Consider the following 25,933-nt stretch of genomic DNA (forward strand, 5'->3'; position numbering starts at 1 on the left):
CGATGTTCACGTAGCTGAACATCACCCGCTGCTCTGGTTCGCGTCCGCGCATCCATGCTCCCGGCCGAAGGTTACGGCAATTTACAGCCGTGCCGCTTCGACCGAAAGTGTACATTGCGATTTTTAGCAGCCTGCTAAGTCATAAGTGCCAAGTGCCAAGTGCCAAGTGCCAAGTGATTAAAGGTCCGAACTTCACCATGCTCGGTGTGCGGCCGGACTTATACCACTTAGGACTTGGGACTTGGGACTTGGGACTTCTTTTTGGCTTTAGAACGCGACCTTCGGCACTTCGCGCTCGGCGGCACCGGCCTCGAAGAACTCGCGCGGGTGGAAGCCGAACGGGCCGGCGATCAGGTTCGAGGGGAAGGTCATGATCTTGGCGTTCAGGTCGCGGACGACCGCGTTGTAGTAGCGGCGCGCGTTCTGGACGGCGTCCTCGATCTGCGCCAGCTGCGCCTGCAGGTCGCGGAAGCCGCCGGACGCCTGAAGCTGGGGATACGCCTCGACCGCGACGGTCAGGCCCTGCAGCGCGGTGGTGAGCTGCGCCTCGGCCTGCGCGCGCTGGGCGGGACCGGCACCCTGCGCCTGCATGGCCTGCGTGCGCGCCTGGGTGACGGATTCCAGCGTGCCGCGCTCGTGCGAGGCGTACCCCTTCACCGACTCGACCAGGTTGGGGATGAGGTCCCAGCGCCGCTTCAGCTGCACGTCGATGTCCGACCAGGCGTTCTGCGCCTGCAGCCGCAGCCGCACCAAGCCGTTGTAGACGAGGATCACCATCAGCACGACGACCGCGAGCACTACCAGGGCGATGATCATGCGGCGCTCCATGACGGAGGATGCCCGGCCATGGCCGCCGGGCGGAGTGGAGGCCGAAACTTAGGCACGTACACGGAGCACGCGGAAGGGGGATGACGTGCGGCTCCGTCTGGTTCGTCGGATTCTCACGCGGAGACGCGGAGACGCGGGGGGCGCGAGCACAGGCTCCTCCGCGTCTCCGCGGCTCCGCGTCAGGCTTACGAGGGGTGGAGACGCGGGGATGTTTGGGGGATGAAGAAGGCCGGCACTCGCGCTTGAGTGCCGGCCTCGCTATGACCAAGGTAAATCCATCAGTGATGGCGTACTTTCGTACTCTCGTACTTCCATCGCACTTCCGCACTCACGCACTTCCGCACTTCCTCACCGCACCTTCTCCAGCCTGCCGTAGTTGACGAACTGCACCTGCCCGCGCACCTGGCCGATGTGCATGGACGCAGGGGCGGTGCCGGAGAAGACGGCGCCCAGCGGCAGGCGCACCGTGCCGCCGGGGACCGTGGCCTCGGTGTACTCCACCGTCGCCTCCATCAGCACCCGCGCGGCGTCGGTCCACTCCACCTCGATGCTGGTCACCTGCAGCGTGGCGCGGTCCAGCCGCAGCTCGCCGCGGATGTCGATGCGGCCGCGGCGCGAGCGCTGCGGGCGGAAGCCCAGGGTGTAGACGCCCGCCTCCTCGTCCAGCCCGCCGTCCAGGCAGTGCGAGCGGAGGAAGGCCGGGTCCAGGATCTCGTGCCCGTCCGGGATCTCCAGCGTCATCCGCTGCGGCGACACGCGTCCCCAGCCGGAGCGGTTGCGGTCCATGCGGTTGCGCGGGTCCATGGTCACGTGGCGCACCACCGAGTCCAGCGCGCCGCCGTTCCGCTCCGAGTAGCTGGAATACTGGCGCATGTCGAACTCGTAGTGATACGCGTCGTCGAACGCCCGCCGCGTCTCCACCGCCTTCACCGCCTCGGCCCAGAGCGCGGCCAGCGAGGGAGACTGCGCCAGGTTCCCGGCGGTGCGGCACTCCGCCGTCGCCACGATCCCCTGGATGGCCACGGCGCGCGGCGCGCTGCGGATGTCGCGCTCCACCGTCTGGTCCGCCGCGACGGTGAACGCCTCCGTGGCCTCGGACCCGAAGCCGATGCGCTCCAGCTGCAAGCGGTACGTCCCCGGCGCCACGGCCGCGAAGGCGAACGCCCCCTCCGCATCGGTCAGCGCGGTCCGCGGCGGCGCCCCGGTCCCCACCGGCGCCAGCCGCACCAGCGCGTACGACACCGGCGCCCGGTCCGCCGCGCCGGTCACGCGCCCGCGTACCATGCCTGTCCCCGCCTGCGCGAGCACACGCCCGCCGCAGCCCAGCACGAGCACCAGCGCGACCACCACCCGGCGAATCGTCATCACCCAACGCCGCGTTTCAGTGAATCAGGACTGCGCTATCTCCAACGCACTCACGCACTCACGCACTTCCGCACATTTCCATGTCCGAAGCCGCTGTCTACGTCCCTGCAACGCCGCATGTTCCCGGACCGCGACAAAACGGGTTGCGGGGCGGCGGGGGCGGGCCGAACTTCACGCTCGGCAATCACCCCCCGAATCGGCAAGAGACGGACGGATGGCGGAATACGAAGTGGCCCGCGTGACGGCGGTCCCCCCCGGCGAGGCGCGCGGCTTCACCGTCGCGCGCGAGGAGATCGTGCTCTGCAACGTGGACGGCGAGATCTACGCGCTGCAGGGGATCTGCACCCACGAGGAGCTGCCGCTGGACGGCGGCGAGATCGAGGACGGCGTGCTGACCTGCGAGTGGCACGGCGCCCAGTTCGACGTGCGGACGGGCGCCGTCTGCTCGCCCCCCGCCAGCATCCCCCTCCGCGGCTTCGACACCCGCGTCGACGACGAGGGCCGCATCTTCGTGACGATGCCGTAGACCCGGACGGCGGAACGGCGGAACCGCGGGGGACTCGGGCGTGTTTGGTGCGCGCCGAGCCCCCGTGCCGCCCTCACCCCGCGCCGGAGGGCGCGACCCTCTCCCGTCCCGGCCCGTCCCGGGAGAGGGTGGCTCGCGAGCATCCGCGCGCGTTCCCGAGCGCGGAACGGGTTCCAGCCAGGCGGGCACGATGCCGCCGCCCAGTGCAGATCCCATCCAGCTACCTCGCCCGGTACGGGAGAGGTGGACGGCCTAAGCCGGCCGGAGAGGGCACGATGCCGCGGAAACGAGCGGTTGCCGGTTCCCTCGTTGACGCCTCCGCCGCGTTGCCGTACAATCCCCGCCGTCCGTCCGCCGCTTCCGGAGCCACCGGGGGCGGCGGCGTGCTTTCGCCCTGCACCGATCCAACGCCGTGCCCGCCACCGACCTGAACGGCGCCCGTATCGCCATCGTCATGATGAGCGCCATCGGCGACGCGGTGCACACGCTTCCGGTCGTCAACTCGCTGCGCGCGCACGCACCGGACGCGCGCATCACCTGGATCATCCAGCCCGGCCCGCACGCGCTGGTCGCCAACCATCCCGCCGTCGACGAGTTCGTCGTCTTCGACCGCAAGAAAGGGTGGCGCGCCTACGCAGACGTGCGCCGCGCCGTCCGCGGCCGGCGCTTCGACCTGGTGATCGCGCTGCAGGTGTACCTCAAGGCGGGGCTCGTCACGGCGCTCCTCGACTCGCCGCGCAAGCTGGGGTTCGACCGGGCGCGGGCGCGCGACTTCAACTGGCTGTTCACCACCGAGCGCATCCCCCCGCGCGGCCAGCGCCACGTGCAGGACCAGTACTTCGAGTTCCTCGAGCACCTCGGCGTCCCCCCGCTCCTCGAGTGGGGCCTCGGCCCGACGGCGGAAGAGTCCGCGAAGTACCGGCATCTCCTTCCCGAAGACGGCCGCCCCACCGTCGCCCTGGTCGTCGGCACCAGCAAGCCGGGGAAGGAGTGGCCGGCGGAGCGCTACGCCCGCGTGGCCGACGCGCTGGCGGGCGACCTCGGCGTGCAGACGATGCTCGTCGGCGGCAAGTCCTCCCGCGAACTCGAAGCGGCGGCGGCGATCAAGCGCCTCTCCGGCCACGCGCCGCTGGACCTGCTGGAGTGGGACCTGCGCCGCCTCGTGTACCTCATCGACCGCGCGGACGTGCTGGTGAGCCCCGACACCGGGCCGCTGCACGCCGGCGTCGCCCTGAACACGCCCACGGTGGCGCTGATGGGCTACACGAACCCCAAGCGCGTGGGCCCCTACCGCCGCTTCCACGACCTGATGATCGACGCGTACGGCGACCCCGGCGAGGATTATCCCGTGAGCGCCGAATACCGCCCCGGCCGCATGGAGCGCATCACCCCCGAGCAGGTGGTGGAGAAGGTGGAGCTGGCGCTGAAGCGGTATCCGCGCGGGCGCTGATCGCCACGTCCGCAACAAAGTGTACGCACGCTGGCGCATTCGCATCGATTGCGCCGTAACGGCTTGACCGGCTCTCCCCGCTCCGTTTACCTTCTGCACTCCGGCGGTTCACACGCAGCCCGAACCTTCGCGCGCTCGTGGAGCTCTCGTCCGTAACGCTGCGCGTCCTCCTGCTGTTCTTCCCCGGCGTGCTCTGCGCGATCCTGCTGGACGCGCTGACGGTGCACCGCGAGCGGACGCCCGTGCAGTTCCTCACCAACGCGTTCGCGCTCGGGATGGCGTCGTACCTGTCGCTGGCCGCGGCGCGCGACGTGACGGCGAGCGCGGCGCAGTGGCTGCGGCTCCGCGAACCCCTGGATGTGACGTTCTTCGACGCGCTCATCGACGATCACGTTCACATTGCGTGGCGGGAGATCGCGCTGGCGGCACTGGTCGGGATGGTTCTCGTGGCGGTGATCTCGACCGTGCTGAACCGCAGGCTGGTGCACAGGGCGGCGTACTCGCTGGGCCTGACCCGCAACACGGGCGACATCGACGTGTGGAGCACGATGCTGAACTCGCCGCTCGGGAAATACGTGCTCGTGCGGGACCTCGCGCAGGACGCGGCGTACATCGGAACCGTGGAGATCTTTTCCGAAACCTCCCGCGAGGCCGAACTGCTCCTGAGCGACGTGGAGGTCTTCCGCAATACGACGTTCACGAAACTGTACGACACTGACCACGTATATCTCGCGCGAAGCGCAACCGCGCTGGTCATCGAGCCGATGAAGGAGAAATCGCACCGGGGAGGCCTGAATGCCCATCCGTAGAAGAGGTTCGACTTTCCCGTTGGGGAAGATGAAGGGCGGGTGGAACAAGGATCCGAAGGGACCGCGGCCGGACTTCGCTCCCGCGCCGTTCGGCGTCCCGTTCTCGCCCGACCCGCCCCCGCCGCCTCCGCCGCGGGTACCCTACTCTCTCGAGCCTGCACCTCCCTTCGATCCGTTTGAGGGCTTCAGGCGCCAGAAGAAAACCTGCGACGAGCCTCCGCGGCGGCCGTTCGTGCCAGGGGCGTTCGGTGTGCCGTTCGGCAGGGCGACGCCTCCCGCGCCGCCGGTCTCGCCGACATTCGATCCGAAGCCGTCCAGCTGAGCACGAGCGGGCCCGAACTCGATGGTTCGGGCCCGCTGCTTTCATCCTTCCGACTCGTCCCCTGCCACCGGCTCCTCGTCGCCCGGCGCGTCCGCGCCCTCCGCGCGAAGCTCTTCCTTCGGCGGCTTGGCGAGGTCGAGGCCCGGGGGCCAGTCGTCGCCGTAGCCGGCGCGGAAGGCGAGCCAGTCGGCCGCGGCGAGGCCTGTCCGCAGCTTGCGCGCGGAGCGGGCCAGGCGCCGCAGGTCGCGCACACGGCGCGCGGCGGAGACGGGGTTCGTGCCGACGTCCGCCCGGTCGAAGTCCAGCAGGTACACCTCGGGATCGCCATGCCCGGGCGCGACCAGGAGGTTGCGCAGGTTCACGTCGGGGTGGGCCACGCCGGCCGCGTGCATCATCCCCATCTGCCGCCCCGCCTCCGCCAGCACCGCGCGCCGCCGCGTCTCGTCTCCGCCCTCCACCGCGAGCCACGCCGCGAAGTCCACGCCGCCGGCCACCAGCTCCGTGGCCAGCCAGGCGCGGTAGCCGGCCAGCCGCGCCGGCCGCTCGATCGCCGCGACGACCACGGGGGCGCGCACGCCGCCGGCGCGCGCGCGCTCGGTGGCCCGCAGCTCGTCGAAGGCGCGGTTGCCGCCGAAGTAGACCACGCGGTTCACCCAGCGCATCATCCCCCCGCGCCGGTAGCGGCGGACCACCACGCGGGCGCCGTTCGGCAGCGTGGTGACGGGATGCGCCTCGCGCCCGCCCGCCACGGTCTCGCCGGCCCGGATGGTGTCGGGGTCGGAGAGGTGCTCGGCGGCGTCCTCCCAGCCGCGGCGCACCAGCAGGCGGGTGCGGCCGTCCACCATCGGAACGAAGTCCGCCAGCGAGGCGTCGTGGGTGCCCGGGTTTCGGCTCATGCGCCGCAAGCTGCGGGCGGGCGTTGTCCGTTGTCAAATTTCGGCTTGCGCCGCGCCGCGCGCGTTGACCCCCGGGCGCGCCGCGGCTAGCTTTTCGCCCCTATGCCCGCACCCGCCAAGCGCCTGCTCTGGGTCGACGACGAAATCGACCTCCTTCGCCCCCACCTGCTGTTCATGCAGGGGCGCGGCTACCACGTCGACGCCGTGTCCAACGGCGACGACGCGCTGGAGCTCCTTCGTCTGTCGCCCTACGACCTGGTGCTGCTGGACGAGCAGATGCCCGGCCGCAGCGGGATGGAGGTGTTCGACGAGCTCAGGCGGATGGACGCGCGCGTGCCGGTGGTGATGGTGACGAAGAGCGAGGAAGACCGCACCATGACCGAGGCCATCGGCCGCCGCGTGGCCGACTACCTCGTCAAGCCCACCTCCCCGCGCCAGGTGCTCTCCGTCGTCACCCGGCTGCTCGAGGGCCGCCAGCTGCAGCAGGAGCAGGTGGCGCGCGACTTCACGCTCCGCTTCCGCGAGCTGAACGCCGGCCGCGAGCCGCGCGGATGGCGCGAGTGGGCGCGCGACTACTCGGAGCTGGTGGACTGGGAGCTGCGCCTGCGCACCGCGGGCGAGACGGGGCTGCTGGCCGCGCTGGAAACGCTGCTCGACGACTTCCGCCGCGAGTTCTGCGAGTGGGTGTGCGACGAGTACAGCGACTGGATCACCGGCGCCACGAACCGGCCCCCGCTCTCGGTGGACATCGTCCCCCAGTTCCTGGCGCCGATGCTGGGGAAGGACGCCACCGTCCTCTTCGTCATCATCGACTGCCTGCGGCTGGACCAGTGGCGCACCCTCATCCCCCTGCTGGCGCCCTACGCACAGGTGGAGGAGGCGCTGTACTACTCCATCCTGCCGACGGCGACTCCTTTCTCCCGCAACGCCATCTTCTCCGGCCTGTACCCGGATGAGATCTCCGCGCGCGTGCCCGGGTGGTGGGGATGGGAGGGCGAGGGGAGCCTGAACTCGTTCGAGGGCGAGCTCTTCCGCGAGCAGGTGGCGCGCATCGAGGGCGCCTCGCTTCCCGTGCACTACGAGAAGGTGTTCGACGCGGGCGATGGCGAGGCCATGCTCCGCCGCCTTCCCGCGCACATGGCGCAGCCCGGCGTGACGGCGGTGGTGTTCAACTTCGTGGACCAGCTCACGCACGGCCGCTCGGAGAGCGCGGTGCTGATGGAGGTGGCGCGCGACAAGGAGGCGCTGCGCGCGCTCACCCGGCAGTGGTTTGAGCGCAGCGAGGCGCTGACCGCCATCCGCGACGCGCTGCAGAAGGGGATCCCGGTGCTGGTGACCACGGACCACGGGTCCATCCACTGCCACCGCCCGGCCACGGTGTTCGCCAAGCGCGACACCACGCAGAACCTGCGCTACAAGTTCGGCGACGACCTGCGCGCCGAGGACCCGACCACGGCGTACTCCACGCACGACCCGCGGCGGCTGCGCTTCCCCCCGGGGCGGCAGGCCACGAACTACCTGATCGCGCTGGAAGACGTCTTCTTCGTGTATCCCACCAAGCTGCGCCAGTACCAGGCGCGCTACCGCGGCAGCTTCCTGCACGGCGGCATCAGCCCCGAGGAGATGATCCTTCCGGTGGCGCTGCTCACCCCGCGATGAGCGTCTATCTCCGCATCCTCCGCTACCTGCGGCCGCAGCGGAGGCTCTTCGGGCTGGCCATCGTGGCCATGACCATCGACAACGCGCTCGACGCGTTCTCGTTCACGCTCCTCATCCCCTTCCTGGACCTGCTGTTCAACGGCGGGCAGACGGTGGCGCGCACCAGCCAGGCGTTCGGCGGCGGCGCGGTGGGCCGGCTGCTGCGGTGGACGGTGGGCGGGCTGGTGCAGGGGAACGAGCCGATGGTGGCGCTGCGCAACGTGGTCGCGCTCCTCTTCCTGGTCTACCTGCTGAAGAACGTTGCCAACTACATCTGGAGCGTGCTGGTCACGGTGATCGAAGGGCGGGTGACGCGCGACCTGCGCAACGACATCTACGCGCACCTGCTGCGGCTGGGCTTCCCGTTCTTCCAGCGCACGCGCGCCGGGCAGGTGATCAGCCGGGTGACCAACGACGTGGACCAGATGCGGGCGCTGGTCACCAACAATCTGGCCAAGCTGCTGTCGTCCATCATCCAGGCGCTGGTGTACGTCACCATGCTGCTGCTGCTCTCGTGGCAGCTGACGCTGGTCGCCCTCCTCTTCGTCCCGCTGACCGCCATGCTGTGGGGGCGGCTGCGCAAGCGGCTGCGCCGCGGGGTGATGAAGGTGCTGGACGCGGTGGGCGAGGTTGCCAGCCACGTGCAGGAGACGGTGAGCGGGATCCGGCTGGTGAAGGCGTCGGGGGCCGAGGCGTTCGAGGAGGAGCGCTTCCGGGCGCTGACGCGGCGCCACTACAAGGCACTGGTGCGCAACGACCGCTGGCGCAAGTTCATCCCCCCCGCCACGGAGATGATCTCGGCGGCCACGATCCTGGCGCTGCTCTGGTACGGCACCTGGCTGGTGCTGGGGGCGCGGACGCTGACGCCGAGCGAGCTGCTGGCGGCGCTGATGTTCGCGGGGAAGCTGGCGGTGCCGGTGAAGTTCATCGGCAACTACCCGGCGCAGGTGCAGCCGGGGCTGGCCGCCGCGGAGCGCGCCTTCGAGCTGGTGGACCGGCCGATCGAGGTGATCGACCGGGCGGACGCGGCGCCGTTCCCCGGCTTCCGGCGCGAGCTGCGCTTCGAGCGCGTGGGCTTCGCGTACTCGCCCGACACGCCGGTGCTGGAGGAGATCGACCTGTCCATCCGCCCCGGCGAGGTCGTCGCCCTGGTCGGCCCCAGCGGCGCGGGAAAGAGCACGCTGGCGGACCTGGTCCCCCGCTTCCACGACCCGACCTCCGGGCACATCACGCTGGACGGCGTGGACCTGCGCGACCTGCGGCTGGCCGAGGTGCGGGGGATCCTGGGGATCGTGACGCAGGAGACCATCCTTTTCCACGACACCGTCCGCGCGAACATCGCCTACGGGCGCACCGACGCGCCGCAGGCCGAGGTCGAGGCAGCGGCGCGCGCGGCCAACGCGCACGAGTTCATCGCCGCGCTGCCGAGCGGGTACGACACGGTGCTGGGGGAGAAGGGAACGCGGCTCTCGGGCGGGCAGCGGCAGCGCATCGCCATCGCCCGCGCGCTGCTGCGCAATCCCCCGCTGCTGATCCTGGACGAGGCCACCAGCGCGCTGGACACCGAGAGCGAGCGGCTGGTGCAGCAGGCCATCGACGAGGTGATGGCGCACCGCGCGGTGCTCGTCATCGCCCACCGGCTGTCGACGGTGCGGCGCGCGGACCAGATCGTGGTGCTGGACCGCGGCCGCATCGTGGAGCGCGGCACGCACGACGAGCTGCTGCGGCTGAACGGCGTCTACCGGCGCCTGTACGATCTCCAGTTCGCGGTCGAGGACGAGCGCGCGGAGTCGCCGCTGGTCGAGGCGGTGGACTGAGGGAAAAGAAGTCCTGAGTCCCAAGTCCTAAGTCCCAAGTGGTTTTTCCTCATCCACTTAGGACTTAGCACTTAGGACTTAGGACTTAGGACTTGGCACTGTAACCCGAATCCAACTCCCAACTTTCGTGATCGATAGATGAACGTTCCGCTTCTGGACCTGAAGGAGCAGTACCGCGGCATCGCGGACGACGTGATGCGCGCCATCCAGTCGGTGGTCGAGGACCAGCGCTTCATCCTGGGCCCCGTCGTGGACGAGTTCGAGCACGACGTGGAGCGGGCGCTGGGGGTGAAGCACGCCGTCGGCTGCGCGAGCGGCACGGACGCGCTCCTCCTCGCCCTGCGCGCCTTCGACTGCCCCGGCGCGGAGGTGGTGACCACGCCCTTCACCTTCTTCGCGACCGCGGGGACGATCCACAACGTGGGCGCGCGGCCGGTGTTCGCCGACATCGAGCCCGACACCTTCAACCTCGACCCCGCCGCCGCCGAGGCCGCGGTGACCGGGCGCACCCGCGCGGTGATGCCCGTGCACCTCTTCGGGCAGATGGCGGACATGGCGGCGTTCATGGCCCTCGGGCGGCGGTGCGGCATCGCGGTGATCGAGGATGCGGCGCAGGCCATCGGCGCGCGCCAGCGTGGGGCGGACGGCGCGTGGATCACCACGGGCACGCTGGGCGACGCGTGCGCCTTCTCCTTCTTCCCCACCAAGAACCTGGGCGCGTTCGGCGACGCGGGGATGACGGTGACGAACGACGACGCCACCGCCGAGCGGCTGCGCAAGCTGCGCGTGCACGGCGGGCGGCAGATGTACCACCACGAGGAGGTGGGCTACAACTCGCGGCTCGACGCGCTGCAGGCCGCCGTGCTGGCCGCCAAGCTCCCGCACCTGGAGGCGTGGAGCGCCGCCCGCCGCCGCCACGCCGCGTTCTACGATGAAGCCCTGGCCGGGATCGGCGGGCTGGCGACGCCGGTGGTGCGCGACGGCAACGAGTCCATCGTGAACCAGTACACCGTGCGCGTGCTGGACGGGAAGCGCGACGCGCTGCGCGACCACCTGACGGCGCACGGCGTCGGCTCGTCGGTCTACTATCCCGTTCCGCTGCACCTGCAGGAGTGCTTCGCGTATCTCGGCTATCGCGAGGGGCAGTTCCCCGAGAGCGAGCGCGCCTGCCGCGAGGTGCTGTCGATCCCCGTGTACCCCGAGCTGACGGAGGCGCAGACCGGGCACGTGGCCGACACGATCCGCGCCTTCTTCGGCGCGTAGCCCGCCGCGCCGCCGGCCGATGTTCGTCGTCGCGCACAACGGCGCGCGCATCTGGGGCGGCGCGGAGCGCGCAACGGCGGTCCTGCTGGCTGGCCTCCAGCGGCGCGGCCACCGCGTGCTCCTCCTCTGCAACGACGCCGGGGTGGCGCGCCGCGCGGCCGCGCTCGGCGTCCCCACCGAACTCCTGCCGCTGGGCGGAGATGCGATGCTCCCGCACGCGTTTCGCCTCGCGCGCCGGCTCCGGCGGCTGCGGCCGGACGCGTTCGTCGTCGGCACCTACAAGAAGCTGTTCCTGGCCGCGCTCGGCGCCCGCCTGGCGCGCGTGCCGCGCATCGTCGCGCGCGTGGGGCTGGAGACGGACACGCCGCGCTCGGCCAAGTACCGCTTCGCCCTTCCGCGCTGGGTCGATGCGGTCGTGGTGAACGCGCGCCGCATCCGCCCCGCCTTCGCCGATCTCCCCGGCTTCGCTGCCGACCGCGTCGTCGTGATCCACAACGGCGTGGAGATGCCCGTCCCCCGCGCGCCGCACGGCTCCGTCCGCGCCGCGCTCGGCATCGCCCCCGACGCGCCCGTGGTTGGCGCCGTCGCACGGCTCGCGCGGCAGAAGCGGCTCGACCGGCTCCTGCGCGCCATCTCCATCATCCCCGACCTGCACTGCATCTTGGCGGGCGATGGAGAAGAGCGCGCGGCGCTGGAATCGCTGGCGGCGGAGCTCGGCATCGCCGCGCGCGTCCACTTCCTCGGCCACCGCGACGACACCGGCGACGTGCTGGACGCGCTCGACGTCTTCGTCCTCTCCTCCGACCGCGAGGGGCTCTCCAACGCCATGCTCGAGGCGCTCGCCGCCGGCGTCCCCGTCGTCAGCACGCCCGTGAGCGGCGCCGAGGACGCGCTGGAGCCGTTCGCGGACGGCACCGCGCCGGGCGAGATCGCGGGGTTCTCGGAAGATGAGATCGCCGCCGCGCTCCACCGCCTCCTGCGCGATCCCGAACGCCGCGCGGCGATGGAGGACGCGGCGCGGCGGCGCGCGGCGGAGCGGTTCGGGATGGATGCGATGCTGGAGCGGTGGGAGGCGGTGCTGGCCGGCCGCACGCCACCGGAGGCGCCATGAAGCTGGTGATCCAGAACGGCAGCCGCGTGTGGGGCGGCAACGAGAAGTGGCTGGCCACGCTCGCGTCCGGGCTGATCGCCCGCGGGCACCAAGTCGTCGTCTCCTGCCCGCGCGGCGCCGTCCGCAACCGGCTGGGGGAGATGGGGATCGCGACCACGCCCGTCCGCCCGCGCGGCGAGCTGGACGCGGTGAGCGGGATCGCCTTCGCGCGGTGGCTGCGCCGCGAGCGGCCGGATGCGCTGCTGCTGACCTCGTGGCGCCCGCTGGCGTGGGGCGCGTGGGCCGGCCGCCGCGCGCGCGTCCCCCGCATCGCCGTGCGGCTGGGGATCGTCCGCACCTTCCCGCGCCGCGGCGGCCGCGCCCGCGCCTTCCGCCGCTGGGTGGACGCGATGATCGTGAACTCCACCGAGATCCGCGACACCTGGCTCCGCTCCGCCCCCGGCTTCCCGGCCGACCGCGTGAACCTGGTGCTGAACGGCCTCCCCGCGCGCGATGCCGAGCGCCCGAGTCTACGCGCCAGACTGCGGAACGAGCTGGGGATCGGGCCGGAGACGCTGCTCATCGGCGGCGCGGGCCACCTGGCGCCGCGAAAGGGCTTCGACCTCCTCCTCCGCGCCTTCGCCGCCGCCGATCTGGGCGACGCACGAGTGGTGATCGCGGGCGGCGGAGATCATCTAGCGGAGCTGGTGGAGATTGCGAGGGAGATGGGGATCACGGAGCGCGTGCACTTCCTCGGGCACCGCGGCGACGGGCCGGGCGTGATCGCGGGATGCGACCTCTTCGTCGTCCCCAGCCGCAACGAGGGGATGGCGAACGTGATGCTGGAGGCGATGGCGGCCGGCGTCCCCGTCATCGCCACCGGCATCAGCGGCGTCCGCGGCGCGCTGGAGGCGGAGCCCGGCGGCGCGCCCGCGGGATGGATCGTCCCCGCCGACGACGCCCCCGCGCTCGCCGCCGCGCTGGGCGAGGTGGCGGGCGGCGTCCGCGGGGCGTCTCCAACGATCGCCCAGCGCACGGGCGAGGCGCTGCGCCGCATCCACGAGCGCTTCGGGGTGGAGCGGATGGTGCGCGAGTGCGAGGACATCCTCTTCGGCGGCCGATGAGCGAGCTTCGCTACCCCGCGCGCCACGTCTGCATCGTCCTCCTCACCGGCCTGGGCGACGTGGTGCACGGCCTGCCGCTGGTGAACGCGCTGAAGGACGACGATCCCGAGCGCCGCATCACCTGGGTCGTGGAGCCGATGCCCGCGCCGCTGCTGGAGGGGCATCCGTCCATCGACCGCGTGGTCGTCTACCGCAAGAAGGACGGCCTGCGCGGCGTCGCCCGGCTGGCGCGCGACCTGGCCGCGGGCGAGCGGATCGACCTCGCGCTGAACCTGAACGTCTACACCAAGAGCGTGTGGCCCACGCTCCTCTCCCGCGCGCGCCACCGGCTGGGCTTCGACCGCGGGCGCTCGTTCGAGGGCGTGTGGCTGGCGTCCAACCACCACCTCGATCCCCGCCCGCGCGCACACACCGCCGACATGTTCCTGGAGTTCGCGGAACACCTCGGCCTCGCCGTCCCCCACCCCGAGTGGCGCATCCGCTTCACCGATGACGAGCGGCGCGCGCAGGCGGAGTTCTTCACGCGGTTCGAGGGACGCCGCGTCGCCACCATCATCCCCGCCTCCGCCAACGCGAAGAAGGACTGGCCCGCCGAGCGCTGGGCACGCGTGGCCGATGCGCTGGCGCACGACTTCGGCTTCCGCGTGGTGCTCGCGGGCGGCCCCGGCCAGCGCGAGCAGCGTTTCGCCCGCGACATCGTCGCCGCGTCGAGCGCGAAGCCGCACTGGGCGCTCGGCGATTCCATCCGGCGGCTGGCGTGGATCGTCGCGGGGAGCAGCCTGGTGCTGGCGCCGGACACGGGGCCGGTTCACATCGCGCGGGCTTTCGGCGTGCCGGTGATCGGTCTCTACGGCCACACGAACCCGTGGCGCGTCGGCCCCTGGCGCAAATACCACGACCTGTGGGTGGACCGCTACACCGAGCCGGGCGAGGCGCCGGACCCGTCCAACTTCACGCCCAGGCTCGGGCGCATGGAGCGGATCACCGTCGAGGATGTCGTGGCGAAGATAGCGCTCGCCACGGAGAACCATCTTCGCAGCGCATGACCAGAAATTCCATAATTTCCAGAAATTCCAGCCTCCGCTCCTTTCGCTGCCAATAAACCTGTAAACTGTTTCTATCATTGCGTTTGGATTTGCTATAGCGGAACTCCATTCGAGCATTAACATTGACGATCCGGTGGCAGGCTTCTACTTTCGGCAGGTAAACGGAGGGGCTTGCCAAAACTGCTACCGGGTGTTATACTGCCAATGTACAGCACGGGAGCGCGGGCGCACTTCCTCGAGTTCGTGTTCCTGCCGTCGTTCGAGCGAACGGCGCAGGGGGTTCTCTCTCCCGAAGACATCCGCGAGCTGGAGCTCACGCTGCTCCAGCAGCCGCGGGCGGGGGCGGTTCTCCGCGACACGGGCGGGGTGCGCAAGGTGCGCGCGGCCATCGAGGGCCGCGGCAAAAGCGGCAGCGCGCGGGTGGTGTACCTGTACGTCGAGGTGCGCCAGAAAATCTACCTCCTGCTCTGCTTCGCCAAGAACGAGCAGGGCAACCTCACGCCCGAGCAGAAGCGGCGCGTCCGCGAGCTCGTGGCGCAACTCCAGGCCGAGGAGGCAGCATGGCCGGCAGCGACAGCGGCAGCGCGTTCGGCGACGCGCTGATCGGGGCCCTCGAAGAGGCCGTGGCCTTCGAGCGCGGCGAGCTTCCCGCCGCGCGCGTCGACCGCGTCGACATCACCGCGCGGCATGCGCGCGCCACGCCGGCGCCGGCGTACACCGCCGAGCAGATCCGCGCGATCCGGCGCCGGCTCTCGCTCTCGCAGCCCGTGTTCGCGGAGATGCTGAACGTGAGCGCCAGCACCGTCCGCGCGTGGGAGCAGGGCGCGCGCGAGCCCGACGGCCCCACGCGCCGCCTCCTGCAGGTGGCCGACGTGCACCCCGAGGCGCTGACCGACGCGGTCTACGGCACCCGCGCCACCGAGTACCGCGACCGCGGCTGGCCGCGCATGGTCGCCGAGAGCCGCGTCCCTTTCGGCACCCGCCGCGACGACGATCAGAAGTAGGAAGCCCCGCGCCGGCCGACGCGGGGCTTCATGCATCTGTGGTGGAAAAATGCGCGTGAACTCGCGGCTACCACATCACGCAGTCCGCCTTCGCGGCGCCTTCGCGGACTTCATCGTGGCGCATGCCTGGCGCACGTGCACGGCGGCCGCATCCAGAACGCACTCCCGCACTCCCCTCACGTCACCGCCGGCACGCCGCTCTGCTGGATGAGCTTGGCGACCAGCGCGGTCCATCCCGTCTGGTGCGAGGCGCCCAGCCCCGCTCCGTCGTCGCCGTGGAAGTATTCGTGGAAGGCGAGCAGGTCGCGCCAGTGCGGATCGGTCTGGAAGCGCTCCACGCCGCCGAACACGGGGCGGCGCCCCTGGTGGCGGATGAAGATGGAGATGAGGCGCCGCGACAGCTCCACCGACACCTCCCACAGCGTCAGCATCCTCCCCGAGCCCACCGGGCACTCCACCGTGAACGACGGGCCGTAGTACCAGTCGAACTTCTGCAGCGCCTCCACGATCAGGTAGTTGATGGGGAACCACACCGGCCCGCGCCAGTTGCTGTTCCCGCCGAACAGGCCGCTGCGCGACTCGGCCGGCTCGTAGCGCACCTCGTATGTCTGGTCGCCCAGCCGCATGCGGTACGGGTTGGCGGCGTGGTGGCGCGACACCGAGCGGACGCCGTGCGGCGACAGGAACTCGCTCTCGTCCAGCATCCGCGTGAGGATGGCGCGCAGGCGCTTCTCACTCACCACCGCGAACAGGCGGCGGTCCATCTCTCCCGCGCGGGTGACGGACGCCGCGTCGCCGACCAGGTCCGGGCGGTTGCGGAGGAACCATTCCAGGCGGGCGCGGAAGCCGGGGAGCTTCTCCAGCAGCTCGGCGTCCAGCGTCTCCACCGCCAGCAGCGGGATCAGCCCCACCATCGAGCGCACCTTCACGTACGCCATCCACCCGTCGTAGTGCAGCAGGTCGTAGTAGAAGCCGTCCTCGTTGTCCCACAGGTCCACGCCTTCGTCGCCCATCGTGGCGGGGCGGTCGTTGATCGCGTGGGCGATGTGGAAGAAGTGCTCGAGGAACTTGGTCGCCACGTCCTCGTAGCAGTCGTCCTGGCTGGCCAGCTCCAGGGCGATGGCCAGCATGTTCAGGCAATACATCGCCATCCAGCTGGTGCCGTCGCTCTGGTCCAGGTACCCGCCGCCGGGCAGCTCCTCGCTGCGGTTGAACACGCCGATGTTGTCCAGCCCCAGGAACCCGCCCTGGAACACGTTGCGCCCCTCGGCGTCCTTGCGGTTCACCCACCAGGTGAAGTTGATCAGCAGCTTGTGGAACACCCGCTCCAGGAAGTGCACGTCGCCCTTCCCGCCGCGCATCCGCCGGTCGATCTGGTACACGCGCATGGCGGCCCAGGCGTGCACCGGCGGGTTCACGTCGCCGAACGCCCACTCGTACGCGGGAAGCTGCCCGTTGGGGTGCATGTACCACTCGCGCAGCAGCAGCACGAGCTGGTCCTTGGCGAAGTCGGCGTCCACCAGCGCCAGCGGGATGCAGTGGAAGGCCAGGTCCCATGCCGCGTACCAGGGATACTCCCACTTGTCGGGCATGGAGATCACGTCGTGGTTGTTCAGGTGCAGCCAGTTGTGGTTGCGCCCGCCCCACCGCTCCATCGGCGGCGGGGGCTGCCCCGCGTCGCCGGCCAGCCAGCGGTGCACGTCGTAGTGGTAGAACTGCTTGCTCCACAGCAGCCCGGCGATGGCCTGCCGCTGGATCATCCGCTCGTCGTCGCTCGCCTCGGGCGGCATCAGCGTGGCGTGGAACTCGTCGGCCTCGCGGACGCGCGCGGCGAACACCGCGTCGAAATCTTCCCACGCTTCCTGCGGCGGCGAGTACATCCGCGCCGAGAGCCGCATCCGCACCGTGGCCTGCGCGCCGGCGGGGACGGTGAGCCGGTACCACGCCGCCGCCTTCGTCCCCCGGCGCTCCGGGTTCACCGCGTCCGCGCGGCCGTGCACCACGCGCTCGTGGAAGGCGTCCTTCACGTACGGCTGCGCGTTGGGCGACCCGAAGACGCGCTCGGTGTTGGTCTCGTTCTCGGTGAACAGCAGCTCCGGCGCGCCCTCGCACGTCCAATGGTAGCGCCCCAGCGTGGGGTGGTCGGCGAGCACCTGCAGGCAGCCGTCGGCCGGCGCCTCGACGGGGAGAAGGGTGAGCGACGGAGACGTGCCGTGGTGCGTCCACGACCAGTTGTTGCGGAACCAGAGCGTGGGGAGGAGGTGGAGCGTGGCCTCGTCGGGCCCGCGGTTGAAGGCGGTGATGCGCACCAGCACGTCGTCCGGCGCCGCCTTGGCGTACTCCACCTGCACGTCCCAGTAGCGATCGTCGTCGAAGACGCCGGTGTCCAGCAGCTCGAATTCCGGGTCGTCGCGGGTGCGGCGGCGGCTCTCGTCCAGCAGCCGCTCGTACGGGAAGGCGCGCTGCGGATACTTGTACAGCGCGCGCATACAGGCGTGGGTGGGGACGTTGTCCAGGTAGTACCAGTACTCCTTCGCGTCCTCGCCGTGGTTCCCCTCCGGCCCGGTGAGCCCGAAGATGCGCTCCTTCAGGAACGCGTCCCGGCCGTTCCACAGCGCCGGCGCGAAGCAGAGGTACTGGTCCAGGTCGCAGATCCCCAGCAGCCCGTCCTCGTTCCAGCGGTAGGCGCGGCTGCGGGCGTGGTCGTGCGGAAAATTCTGCCACGCCTCGCCGCCGGGGCTGTAGTCCTCGCGCACGGTTCCCCAGGCGCGCTCGGCCAGGTACGGCCCCCACCGCCGCCAGGGCGTCCCCGTGCGCACCTCCTCCAGCCGCCTCTGCTCCTCGGTCATCGGATGGTAGTGTGATCTGAAGAATTGAAGACGTGGGATCAGGGCGTGTTTGGCGCCGAGGCGCCAAACCGGGCTGCGCGCGCGGTAGGCAACGATACGACTGTTGCCAACCGCGCCGGGCCCCCGCCGCGCCAGGCGCCGGCGCGTTTTTCAATCATCGACGCGCGCGCGGCGGTTTCCCGGCCCTCCGGGCGCGCATCCCTCACGCGGAGCCCTCCCGCCAGAGGCCACCCCGATGCGAGTCGCCGCGACCGATGCCGCGGCCGCAGTCCCGCAGGGACTTTGTGCGGTTGTTGCCCGCGAATTCCATTCGCCGGGTGGGCCGAAGCGAGCACCCGCCTTCCGGCTCCGCGCGGAAATCCATCGCACTCCCGCACTCCCGCACTCCCGCACTCCCGCGCGGAGCGCGGCCTCAATACATCGTCACCTGCTGCGTCAGCCCGCCATCCACGTAGTACGTGCTCCCGGTCACGTAGCTCGCCTCGTCGCTCGCCAGGAACACGGCGACCGAGGCGACCTCCTCCGGCTTCCCGAACCTCCCAAGCGGGATCTCGCTCACGGCATTCTTGAATGCGATGGGGTTGTCGAGCACGGTCTGGTTGATGGGCGTGGCGATCGCCCCCGGCGCGATGTTGTTGGCGGTGATCCCGTGCGGCGCCAGCTCGATGCACAGGTTCCGCATCATCATCCGGATGGCGCCCTTGCTGGCGCAGTACGAGGTGTAGTTGGGAAACGGGATGTCCTCGTGCACGCTCGAGATGAAGATCAGCCGCCCTCCCCCGCCCTGCTTCACCATCGCCCGCGCCGCCGCCTGGCTCACGTAGAAGCCGCCCTGCAGGTTCACGCCTAGCACGCGGTTCCACTCCTCGTCGGTCGTCTCCAGGAACGGCTTGTTGATCTCGATCCCCGCGTTGTTCACGGCGATGTCGATGCGCCCGAAGGCTTCCACGACGCGCGCCACCATCGCCTCCACCTGGTCGTGCTTCGACACATCCGCCTCCACGGCGATCGCGTTCGCGCCGAAGCCCGCGACGGCCGCCTCGGCCGCGTCCCGGTCCTTCGGCGAGCCGGGGCGGAAGTTCACCGCCACGCGCGCCCCCTCCGCAGCGAAGCGCGCCGCGATCCCCGCCCCGATGCCGCTGCTGGCGCCGGTGACGAGCGCGACCTTGTCCTTCAGACGCATGGAAATCCCTCCCGCTGAGTGCCGTTCTGGGAGATGGGATGCGCGCGCACCGATGAGGTTACGCGCGCCGGCGCGGGTGGGCGGGCCGGTGGAGAGGAGATGACACTACGCGCGGGGCGGGAGATGCGCAAACGGCGCGAGCCCCGGGCCAGTGCCTCTCCCGCGCGCCCCGCCGTCTCGATCTGGAGAAACCATCTGTTTGTCTCCAGGACAAACCCGCGCCCGGCCAATCCCGTCCGAGATGATGGGGGGCGCGATCGCGCACCTCTCCGCAGGACCACACCACACCGAGGAGAGTTCCATGACCAAGCTCAGGCTGATGCTCGACGAGCTCGACGTCGTCTCGTTCCCGCTGTCGGAGACCCGTGGCACGGCGATGGGCACCGTCCACGCCAACGAGGTCAGCTTCAACGGGTGCAGCAACTACTGCAACACGGGGGTGGATGGCACCTCGTGCAACACGCAGCAGCAGCCCTGCATCGTCTACACGAAGTAGCCGCGGCGCGCGAAAGGGCACGCCGGCGTTCCGGCGTGCCCCCTCGTCCCCCGCTCCAACGCCCTTTCCGGTGGAGAGATGCAGGTCGCTCAGAAGCCGAACGACAGCCCCACCCCCGTGCCGCCCGTCCGCGCCGGAGCCACGGAGACGTGCCGCGCGGCCGGCTCCCACACCTCGCGCGCGCGGGTGCCCACCAGCGCGCCGATCAGCGCGCCGCCCGCGGTTCCGCCGGCCACGATGGCCACGGCGGCTCCGGTGGGCATCTCGTTGTCGCACTCGAAGCCGGGCTGGCAGTCCACGTTGCCGACCAGCGCGTTGGCGCCAAGGACGATCACCCCGAACATCCCGCCGGCGGCGGCGCCCTGCAGCACGCCGCGCCGGGCGCCGCGGCGCACGTCCAGGTTGCCGCGGCTCACCTGCACCTCCTGGATCACGCCAAAGGGCACCGTCACCAGCGCATCCGCGCGGCCGGGGTTCGTCTGCAGCACGATGCCGTCCGCCGTCACCTCGTGCAGCACGCCGGTGCGCCACTGCATGTCGTTGGCGTCGCGCGACGCGATGCGGTCCTCCACCGCCACCGCCGAGACGCGGATGCGCGTGCCCGGGGCGATCGCGCGCACCGTCTCCGGCGCGATCTGCGCCGCCAGGCGCGTGGAAGCCAGCGCCGCCAGCGCGGCGGCCGGAACGATTCGTCGGGTCATCGGCCGTTCCATGAAAGACGGGAGGGGTCGGAGGAGCGGCGGGAGAGGATCCGGCCCGCGAGCCGGACCTGCGCGCCGCGATCGGCTTGCCGCCGCTGCCGCTTCGATCGGGAGGAGATCGCGAAGCCGGCCGCGAAAAACATACGTTCATCCGTACGCCCCGCACAACTGCCGTCCGGCCCGCGCCGCCGGCCGGAGACGGCGATGCGCGGGCGAGCTCCGCCGCCGCCCTTTCTCGCGTCCCGCGCAGCGGACATATTGGGACGGACGCTCCACGCGGCGTCTCCGCATCTCCCGCGCGCTTCCGCTCCGGTCCCGCTCTCCCGACCCATGCCCGCCGCCGCGCACCGCCTCGCGAACCGCACCGGCCGCCGCGCCGCGCCGCCCGGCCTGATCCGCCCGTGGTGACCCGGCCCGTTCCCCGGGAGGGGAGGGCCGTCCGGCTCGCCACGGCGCTGCACCGGCACGTGGTGTATCCGCTGGCGACCGCGCTGCGTGGCGAGGGCCGCATCTCCGTCCACCTGCGCGAGCTGCGCGAGGCCGAGCGGCTCGCCCCCGGCGCGCTGGCGCGCCGCCAGGACGAAAAGCTGGCGCGGCTCCTCGCCTGGGCGGCCGCCGAGTCGCCGTGGTACCGCGCGCGCATCCCCGCCGGCGTGACGGTCGGCTCCGCGCGGGAGGTGCTCGGCACGCTGCCGCTGCTGGAAAAGCGCACGCTGCAGGACCACGCCGACGAGCTCCGCTGCCGCGGCTTCCGGGGAAGGACCACGGTCAAGAGCACCGGCGGCTCCACCGGCGCGCCGGTTCGCGTGGTGAAGGGCGCCGACGGCGTGGCTCGGGAGCGCGCGGTGAGCTGGATGGCGCAGGGGTGGTTCGGCATCGGGCCCGGCGACCGCGTGGCCCGCTTCTGGGGGACGCCGCTCACCCGCCCCCGCCGGCTGAAGTCCGCGCTGGCCGACCTCGCCACGCACCGCATCCGCTTCGCGGCCACCGAGCTGGATCCGGCGCAGCTGGACCGGCACTGGAACCGGCTCGTGCGCTTCCGCCCGGCGTGGATGTACGGCTACACCTCGCTCATCCACCTCCTCGCCGAGCACGTCGAGGGGCGCGGGTGGAACGGGCGCGTCCCCGGCATCCGCCTCGTGGTCCCCACCGCCGAGCCGCTCTCGCCGCGCCAGAGCGAAGACATCTCCCGCGTGTTCGGCGCGCCGGTGCAGAACGAGTACGGCTGCGGCGAGCTGGGGGCGATCGCGTACGCCTGCCCGCTCGGCGGGATGCACCTGATGACCGAGACCTGTCTGGTGGAGGTGCTGGACGAGGCTGGACGCGCCGTAGCACCTGGCGAAACCGGCGAGGTCGTGGTCACCGATCTGGTGAACCTGCACACGCCGCTGATCCGCTACCGCTTGGGCGACCGCGCCACGACCAGCACGGAGCCCTGCCCCTGCGGACGGCCCTTCCCCACGCTGGCGAACATCGACGGGCGCATCCAGGACGTGGTGTACACCCCGCTCGGCCGACGCTGGCACGGCGAGCGGATCGACTACGTGCTGTCGCGGCTGTGGAGCGATGGGGGCGGCTTCCGCCAGTTCCAGGTGGTGCAGACCGGCCCCTCCACGCTCGAGGTCCGGCTGGTCAGCGACGCGCCGCTTCCGCCCGCGCTGGAAGAACTCATCCGCGCCGACGTCGCCGAGCGGCTCGACGGCATGGAGGCCATCGTGCGCCGCGTCGACGAGGTCGAGCGCTCGCCCAACGGAAAGCTCCGCACCGTGCGCAACGACTGGATCCGCGCCCGCGACGACGAGAGCGATCCGGCGACGGCGTGAGCTCCGGATTCGCGAGCCCGGCTGGCGATCTTTCCATCTCTCATGGAGGACGCGGAGGGTGGGACGGACCGCGCCTTTCGCTGCGTCCTCCGGGCCATACGTGGGAGGCTTCTTCTTCATGAAGAAACGGGGCGCTGCCGTTTGAAGCAGCGCCCCGTTCTTTACCGCCGGACCCGGTCCGTCACGCCGTCCGCGCCTTGCGCCCCCGCCGCGGCTTGGGGTCCGCGGGGGCGACGGCGGCCACGCGGCCGTTCAGCATCGGCGCCAGGAACTGGCCGGTGAACGAGTCCGGCACCGCCGCCACCACCTCGGGCGGGCCCTCGGCCACGATGCGGCCGCCGGCGGGGCCGCCCTCGGGGCCCAGGTCGATGATCCAGTCGGCCGTCTTGATCACGTCCAGGTTGTGCTCGATCACCAGCACGGTGTTGCCGCGGTCCACCAGCTTGTGCAGCACCTCCAGCAGCATCCGCACGTCCTCGAAGTGCAGCCCCGTGGTCGGCTCGTCCAGGATGTAGAAGGTCTGCCCCGTGGCGATCTTGGAGAGCTCGCTGGCCAGCTTCACCCGCTGCGCCTCGCCGCCCGACAGCGTGGTGGCACTCTGGCCCAGGTGGATGTATCCGAGCCCCACGTCGCTGAGCGTCTGCAGGTGGCGGCGCAGCCGCGGCACCGCCTCGAACAGCTCCAGCGCGTCGTCCACCGTCAGCTCCAGCACGTCGGCGATGGAGTGGCCCTTGTAGAACACCTCCAGCGTCTCGCGGTTGTAGCGCTTCCCGCGGCACACGTCGCAGGGCACGTACACGTCGGGAAGGAAGTGCATCTCGATCTTCACCAGCCCGTCGCCCTGGCACGCCTCGCACCGGCCGCCCTTCACGTTGAACGAGAAGCGCCCCGGCGTGTAGCCGCGCATCTTGCTCTCCGGCAGGTCCGAGAACAGGTCGCGGATGATGGTGAAGAGCCCGGTGTAGGTGGCCGGGTTCGACCGCGGCGTACGCCCGATGGGGCTCTGGTCGATGTCCACCACCTTGTCCAGCAGCTCCAGCCCGTCGATCCCCGCGTGCAGCCCGGGAACGGTCTTGGCCCGGTAGAAGCGGCGCCCCATGGCGTTCCACAGGATGTCGTTCACCAGCGTGCTCTTTCCCGAGCCGCTGACCCCCGTGACCGCCACGAAGCACCCCAGGGGGATGCGGGCGTCCAGGTTGCGCAGGTTGTGCTCGCGCGCGCCGCGGATCACCAGCTCGTGCCCCGGCCGCGGCTCCTTGCGGTGCTCGGGGATGCGGATCTGGTGCTCGCCGCGCAGGTACGCGCCGGTGAGCGAGGCGGGCGCGGCGAGGATGTCGTCCACCGTGCCCTCGGCGATGATCTCGCCGCCGTGGCGCCCGGCGCGCGGGCCCAGGTCCACCACGTGGTCGGCCGCGCGGATGGTTTCCTCGTCGTGCTCCACCACCAGCACGGTGTTCCCCAGGTCGCGCAGCTGGATGAGCGTTTCCAGCAGCCGGCGGTTGTCGCGCTGGTGCAGGCCGATGGAGGGCTCGTCGAGGATGTACAGCACGCCGCAGAGCCGCGAGCCGATCTGCGTGGCCAGGCGGATGCGCTGCGCCTCGCCGCCCGAGAGCGTCTCGGCCGAGCGCCCCATCGTGAGGTACTCCAGCCCCACGTTCACCAGGAACGAGAGGCGCTCCTTCACCTCCTTCAGGATCGGCCCGGCGATCTCGCGCGAAAGGTACGGGAGCCGGTCCACCCGCTCGAAGAAGGCGTGCGCCTCGGAGACGGGCATCGCCACCACCTCGCCGATGGAGCGGCCGTCCAGCGTAACCGCCAGGCTCTCCGGGCGCAGCCGCGCGCCGCCGCAGGTGGCGCACGGGAGGGTGGACATGTACTCCTCCAGCGTCTCGCGCATCGACTCGCTGGTGGTCTCCTTGTAGCGCGCGGCCACGTCCTTCAGGATCCCCCCCCAGCGCAGCTTCGGCGCGCCCTTCTTCCCCTCGCCCCCTGGCGCGCCGTACAGCAGGACCTGCCGCGCGTTCTCGGGCAGGTCGCGCCACGGGGTGTTCAGGTCGAAGCCGAGCGCCGCCGCCAGCCCCTCCAGGATCGTCCCCCGCAGGTGCCCGCGCGGGACGCCCCAAGGCAGCACCACGCCCTCCAGGATGGAGAGCGAGGTGTCGGCCAGGACCAGCTCGGGGTTGGGCTCCTTGCGCGTGCCCAGCCCGCCGCAGTCGGGGCAGGCGCCGAAGGGCGAGTTGAACGAGAACTGGCGCGGCTCCAGCTCGGGGATGCTGACCCCGCACTCGGCGCAGGCGTACGCCTCGCTGTACAGCTCGCGCGCCGGCTCGCCGCTCTCGGGATGGGCGATGACCTCGACCACGCCTTCCGCCGTCCGCAGGCCGGTCTCGATCGAGTCGGCGATGCGCTGCCGGTCGTCCTCGCGCACCTCCACCTTGCGCTCCACGAAGACGGAGATGTCGTGGTTGGCGCGGCGGTTCAGTGTGGGCGGCTCCTCCAGGCGGTGGTTCTCGCCGTCGGTGCGGGCGTGGGTGAAGCCCTTCTTCCGCATCTCCTCGAAGAGCTCGCGGAACTCGCCCTTGCGGCCGCGGACGACCGGCGCGAGAACCTCGACCCACGTTCCCGCGGGGAGCGCCATCACCCGCTCCACGATCTGCGACGCGCTCTGCCGCTCCACCGGCTTCCCGCAGCTCGGGCAGTGGGGAACGCCCACCCGCGCCCAGAGCAGGCGCAGGTAGTCGTACACCTCGGTCACCGTGCCCACGGTGGAGCGCGGGTTGCGGCCGGCGGTCTTCTGCTCGATGGAGATGGCGGGCGACAACCCCTCGATGGAGTCGACGTCGGGCTTCTCCATCATCCCCAGGAACTGGCGCGCGTACGCGGACAGGCTCTCCACGTAGCGCCGCTGCCCCTCGGCGTAGATGGTGTCGAAGGCGAGCGAGCTCTTCCCGCTCCCCGACAGCCCCGTGATCACGGTCAGCCGGTCGCGGGGGATCTCGACGTCGATGTTCTTGAGGTTGTGCTCGCGGGCACCGCGGACGATCAGGCTTTCTTCAGGCATCCCTGAAAGTTACCGCAGTGAGCCGCGTCATTCAACCGTCCCCCGCTGACAAAGTGCGGGAGTGCGGAAGTGCGGGAGGCGGGAGTGCGTGAGTACGGTGGATCGGTATGCGGGCCCGGCACCTTTCGAGAGACGGACCGGCGGGCGGCGCCACGCGGAGACGCAGAAATGCCATCGATCTCCCGCGGCTGTGCGTCTTTGCGGGATGGATCCGGGTTACGGAACCGGGCGGGCGCGCCGTCCGGGCCCTTCCGTCGCTTGCGGCCCCTTCGATTGCGATCCGATTGCGGGACAACGACTTACGGAGAATCCTGAAGCGTTGACGAACGCTCGTTCCACGGTTATCATTGTGGCCTGTCCCCGTGGTTCCGAAGTTCCCGAAGGCGGCGGACATCGCTTCCGTTTTACGCAGAATCCCACAAGAAAACAGCGCACCACCGCGGAGCATCCGCGCCGTGGCAAGCGTTCGCAGCCCTTCCCGACAATGGCACCCCGGCCGCGAGGCCGGTCCGCAAAGCCAGGAGTCTCCCGCGCGTGGAGACCGTCCGGCTCCCGAACAGGGTCGACCCCCGCCGGCGCATC

20 protein-coding genes and 1 riboswitch are annotated in these 25,933 nt (G+C 70.9%); of the genes, 13 read left to right on the forward strand and 7 right to left on the reverse strand.

The genetic code is table 11. The annotated features are described in order from the left end of the window. Positions 1-267 precede the first annotated feature (267 nt). Both VLK66_RS02475 and VLK66_RS02480 read right to left on the reverse strand, forming a co-directional pair. Positions 268-816 (reverse strand): LemA family protein, encoded by a 549-nt coding sequence (locus tag VLK66_RS02475; protein WP_325307621.1) that lies wholly within the window; start codon positions 814-816, stop codon positions 268-270. Between the two features lie 360 nt (positions 817-1,176). Continuing rightward, positions 1,177-2,193 (reverse strand): carboxypeptidase-like regulatory domain-containing protein, encoded by a 1,017-nt coding sequence (locus tag VLK66_RS02480; protein WP_325307622.1) that lies wholly within the window; start codon positions 2,191-2,193, stop codon positions 1,177-1,179. Between the two features lie 214 nt (positions 2,194-2,407). Here VLK66_RS02480 and VLK66_RS02485 point away from each other — a divergent pair, with 214 nt between their 5' ends. From VLK66_RS02485 to VLK66_RS02495, 3 genes are all read left to right on the forward strand, one after another. Continuing rightward, on the forward strand, positions 2,408-2,719 hold the full coding sequence (locus tag VLK66_RS02485) for a non-heme iron oxygenase ferredoxin subunit (protein ID WP_325307623.1): 312 nt from the start codon (positions 2,408-2,410) through the stop codon (positions 2,717-2,719). 412 nt (positions 2,720-3,131) lie between these two features. After that, the gene (locus tag VLK66_RS02490; protein WP_325307625.1) at positions 3,132-4,169 is read left to right on the forward strand and encodes a glycosyltransferase family 9 protein; all 1,038 of its coding nucleotides are present in this window, start codon (positions 3,132-3,134) and stop codon (positions 4,167-4,169) included. A gap of 137 nt (positions 4,170-4,306) precedes the next feature. Next, positions 4,307-4,978: a hypothetical protein gene (locus VLK66_RS02495; protein ID WP_325307626.1), complete on the forward strand. Its 672-nt coding sequence runs from the start codon at positions 4,307-4,309 to the stop codon at positions 4,976-4,978. A 363-nt stretch (positions 4,979-5,341) separates the two neighbouring features. Here VLK66_RS02495 and VLK66_RS02500 read toward each other — a convergent pair whose 3' ends face one another. Further along, on the reverse strand, positions 5,342-6,196 hold the full coding sequence (locus VLK66_RS02500) for a lipopolysaccharide kinase InaA family protein (RefSeq protein ID WP_325307627.1): 855 nt from the start codon (positions 6,194-6,196) through the stop codon (positions 5,342-5,344). 102 nt (positions 6,197-6,298) lie between these two features. Between VLK66_RS02500 and VLK66_RS02505 the strand changes: the two genes are divergently transcribed. The 8 genes from VLK66_RS02505 (at position 6,299) to VLK66_RS02540 (ending at position 15,238) form a co-directional block, all read left to right on the forward strand. Further along, positions 6,299-7,855, forward strand: coding sequence for a response regulator (locus VLK66_RS02505; RefSeq protein WP_325307628.1), 1,557 nt, complete (start codon positions 6,299-6,301; stop codon positions 7,853-7,855). Next, the gene (locus tag VLK66_RS02510; protein ID WP_325307629.1) at positions 7,852-9,711 is read left to right on the forward strand and encodes an ABC transporter ATP-binding protein; all 1,860 of its coding nucleotides are present in this window, start codon (positions 7,852-7,854) and stop codon (positions 9,709-9,711) included. Before VLK66_RS02505 ends, VLK66_RS02510 begins: the two co-directional genes overlap by 4 nt. Positions 9,712-9,849: 138 nt before the next feature. Further along, positions 9,850-10,974: a DegT/DnrJ/EryC1/StrS family aminotransferase gene (locus tag VLK66_RS02515; protein WP_325307630.1), complete on the forward strand. Its 1,125-nt coding sequence runs from the start codon at positions 9,850-9,852 to the stop codon at positions 10,972-10,974. A gap of 19 nt (positions 10,975-10,993) precedes the next feature. Continuing rightward, a complete protein-coding gene (locus tag VLK66_RS02520; RefSeq protein ID WP_325307632.1) occupies positions 10,994-12,085 on the forward strand; it encodes a glycosyltransferase in 1,092 nt (363 codons plus the stop codon). Next, complete coding sequence (locus tag VLK66_RS02525; protein ID WP_325307633.1) at positions 12,082-13,188, forward strand: glycosyltransferase; 1,107 nt, start codon at positions 12,082-12,084, stop codon at positions 13,186-13,188. The genes VLK66_RS02520 and VLK66_RS02525 overlap by 4 nt, the downstream gene beginning before the upstream one ends. Beyond that, positions 13,185-14,234, forward strand: coding sequence for a glycosyltransferase family 9 protein (locus VLK66_RS02530; RefSeq protein WP_325307634.1), 1,050 nt, complete (start codon positions 13,185-13,187; stop codon positions 14,232-14,234). Before VLK66_RS02525 ends, VLK66_RS02530 begins: the two co-directional genes overlap by 4 nt. Before the next feature lie 204 nt (positions 14,235-14,438). After that, positions 14,439-14,837 carry a type II toxin-antitoxin system RelE/ParE family toxin gene (locus VLK66_RS02535; protein ID WP_325307636.1) on the forward strand — a complete coding sequence of 133 codons (399 nt, stop codon included), beginning with the start codon at positions 14,439-14,441 and terminating at the stop codon, positions 14,835-14,837. After that, positions 14,795-15,238 (forward strand): helix-turn-helix domain-containing protein, encoded by a 444-nt coding sequence (locus tag VLK66_RS02540; protein WP_325307638.1) that lies wholly within the window; start codon positions 14,795-14,797, stop codon positions 15,236-15,238. The genes VLK66_RS02535 and VLK66_RS02540 overlap by 43 nt, the downstream gene beginning before the upstream one ends. Before the next feature lie 176 nt (positions 15,239-15,414). On the opposite strand, the gene VLK66_RS02545 is transcribed toward VLK66_RS02540, so the two are convergent. Together VLK66_RS02545 and VLK66_RS02550 are read right to left on the reverse strand one after the other, a co-directional pair. Continuing rightward, the gene (locus tag VLK66_RS02545) at positions 15,415-18,087 is read right to left on the reverse strand and encodes an MGH1-like glycoside hydrolase domain-containing protein (RefSeq protein ID WP_325307640.1); all 2,673 of its coding nucleotides are present in this window, start codon (positions 18,085-18,087) and stop codon (positions 15,415-15,417) included. A gap of 412 nt (positions 18,088-18,499) precedes the next feature. After that, entirely contained in the window at positions 18,500-19,270 is a 771-nt protein-coding gene (locus tag VLK66_RS02550) for a glucose 1-dehydrogenase (protein ID WP_325307642.1), read from the reverse strand. Positions 19,271-19,571: 301 nt separating this feature from the next. Between VLK66_RS02550 and VLK66_RS02555 the strand changes: the two genes are divergently transcribed. After that, the gene (locus VLK66_RS02555) at positions 19,572-19,766 is read left to right on the forward strand and encodes a hypothetical protein (RefSeq protein WP_325307644.1); all 195 of its coding nucleotides are present in this window, start codon (positions 19,572-19,574) and stop codon (positions 19,764-19,766) included. Positions 19,767-19,855: 89 nt separating this feature from the next. On the opposite strand, the gene VLK66_RS02560 is transcribed toward VLK66_RS02555, so the two are convergent. Further along, positions 19,856-20,467: a hypothetical protein gene (locus tag VLK66_RS02560; RefSeq protein ID WP_325307646.1), complete on the reverse strand. Its 612-nt coding sequence runs from the start codon at positions 20,465-20,467 to the stop codon at positions 19,856-19,858. 401 nt (positions 20,468-20,868) lie between these two features. Between VLK66_RS02560 and VLK66_RS02565 the strand changes: the two genes are divergently transcribed. Next, entirely contained in the window at positions 20,869-22,290 is a 1,422-nt protein-coding gene (locus tag VLK66_RS02565; protein WP_325307647.1) for a phenylacetate--CoA ligase family protein, read from the forward strand. A gap of 181 nt (positions 22,291-22,471) precedes the next feature. On the opposite strand, the gene uvrA is transcribed toward VLK66_RS02565, so the two are convergent. Then, the gene (gene uvrA, locus VLK66_RS02570) at positions 22,472-25,351 is read right to left on the reverse strand and encodes an excinuclease ABC subunit UvrA (RefSeq protein WP_325307648.1); all 2,880 of its coding nucleotides are present in this window, start codon (positions 25,349-25,351) and stop codon (positions 22,472-22,474) included. 476 nt (positions 25,352-25,827) lie between these two features. Beyond that, positions 25,828-25,908, forward strand: a riboswitch (cyclic di-GMP riboswitch). Positions 25,909-25,933 lie beyond the last annotated feature (25 nt).

Source organism: Longimicrobium sp. (genome assembly GCF_035474595.1).
Lineage (GTDB): Bacteria > Gemmatimonadota > Gemmatimonadetes > Longimicrobiales > Longimicrobiaceae > Longimicrobium.

Coding starts and splice junctions, on each gene's coding strand:
- VLK66_RS02475 (WP_325307621.1), bottom strand. CDS start 816: ATGATCATCGCCCTGGTAGTGCTCGCGGTCGTCGTGCTGATGGTGATC.
- VLK66_RS02480 (WP_325307622.1), bottom strand. CDS start 2,193: ATGACGATTCGCCGGGTGGTGGTCGCGCTGGTGCTCGTGCTGGGCTGC.
- VLK66_RS02485 (WP_325307623.1), top strand. CDS start 2,408: ATGGCGGAATACGAAGTGGCCCGCGTGACGGCGGTCCCCCCCGGCGAG.
- VLK66_RS02500 (WP_325307627.1), bottom strand. CDS start 6,196: ATGAGCCGAAACCCGGGCACCCACGACGCCTCGCTGGCGGACTTCGTT.
- VLK66_RS02505 (WP_325307628.1), top strand. CDS start 6,299: ATGCCCGCACCCGCCAAGCGCCTGCTCTGGGTCGACGACGAAATCGAC.
- VLK66_RS02510 (WP_325307629.1), top strand. CDS start 7,852: ATGAGCGTCTATCTCCGCATCCTCCGCTACCTGCGGCCGCAGCGGAGG.
- VLK66_RS02515 (WP_325307630.1), top strand. CDS start 9,850: ATGAACGTTCCGCTTCTGGACCTGAAGGAGCAGTACCGCGGCATCGCG.
- VLK66_RS02520 (WP_325307632.1), top strand. CDS start 10,994: ATGTTCGTCGTCGCGCACAACGGCGCGCGCATCTGGGGCGGCGCGGAG.
- VLK66_RS02525 (WP_325307633.1), top strand. CDS start 12,082: ATGAAGCTGGTGATCCAGAACGGCAGCCGCGTGTGGGGCGGCAACGAG.
- VLK66_RS02530 (WP_325307634.1), top strand. CDS start 13,185: ATGAGCGAGCTTCGCTACCCCGCGCGCCACGTCTGCATCGTCCTCCTC.
- VLK66_RS02535 (WP_325307636.1), top strand. CDS start 14,439: ATGTACAGCACGGGAGCGCGGGCGCACTTCCTCGAGTTCGTGTTCCTG.
- VLK66_RS02540 (WP_325307638.1), top strand. CDS start 14,795: ATGGCCGGCAGCGACAGCGGCAGCGCGTTCGGCGACGCGCTGATCGGG.
- VLK66_RS02545 (WP_325307640.1), bottom strand. CDS start 18,087: ATGACCGAGGAGCAGAGGCGGCTGGAGGAGGTGCGCACGGGGACGCCC.
- VLK66_RS02550 (WP_325307642.1), bottom strand. CDS start 19,270: ATGCGTCTGAAGGACAAGGTCGCGCTCGTCACCGGCGCCAGCAGCGGC.
- VLK66_RS02555 (WP_325307644.1), top strand. CDS start 19,572: ATGACCAAGCTCAGGCTGATGCTCGACGAGCTCGACGTCGTCTCGTTC.
- VLK66_RS02560 (WP_325307646.1), bottom strand. CDS start 20,467: ATGACCCGACGAATCGTTCCGGCCGCCGCGCTGGCGGCGCTGGCTTCC.
- uvrA (WP_325307648.1), bottom strand. CDS start 25,351: ATGCCTGAAGAAAGCCTGATCGTCCGCGGTGCCCGCGAGCACAACCTC.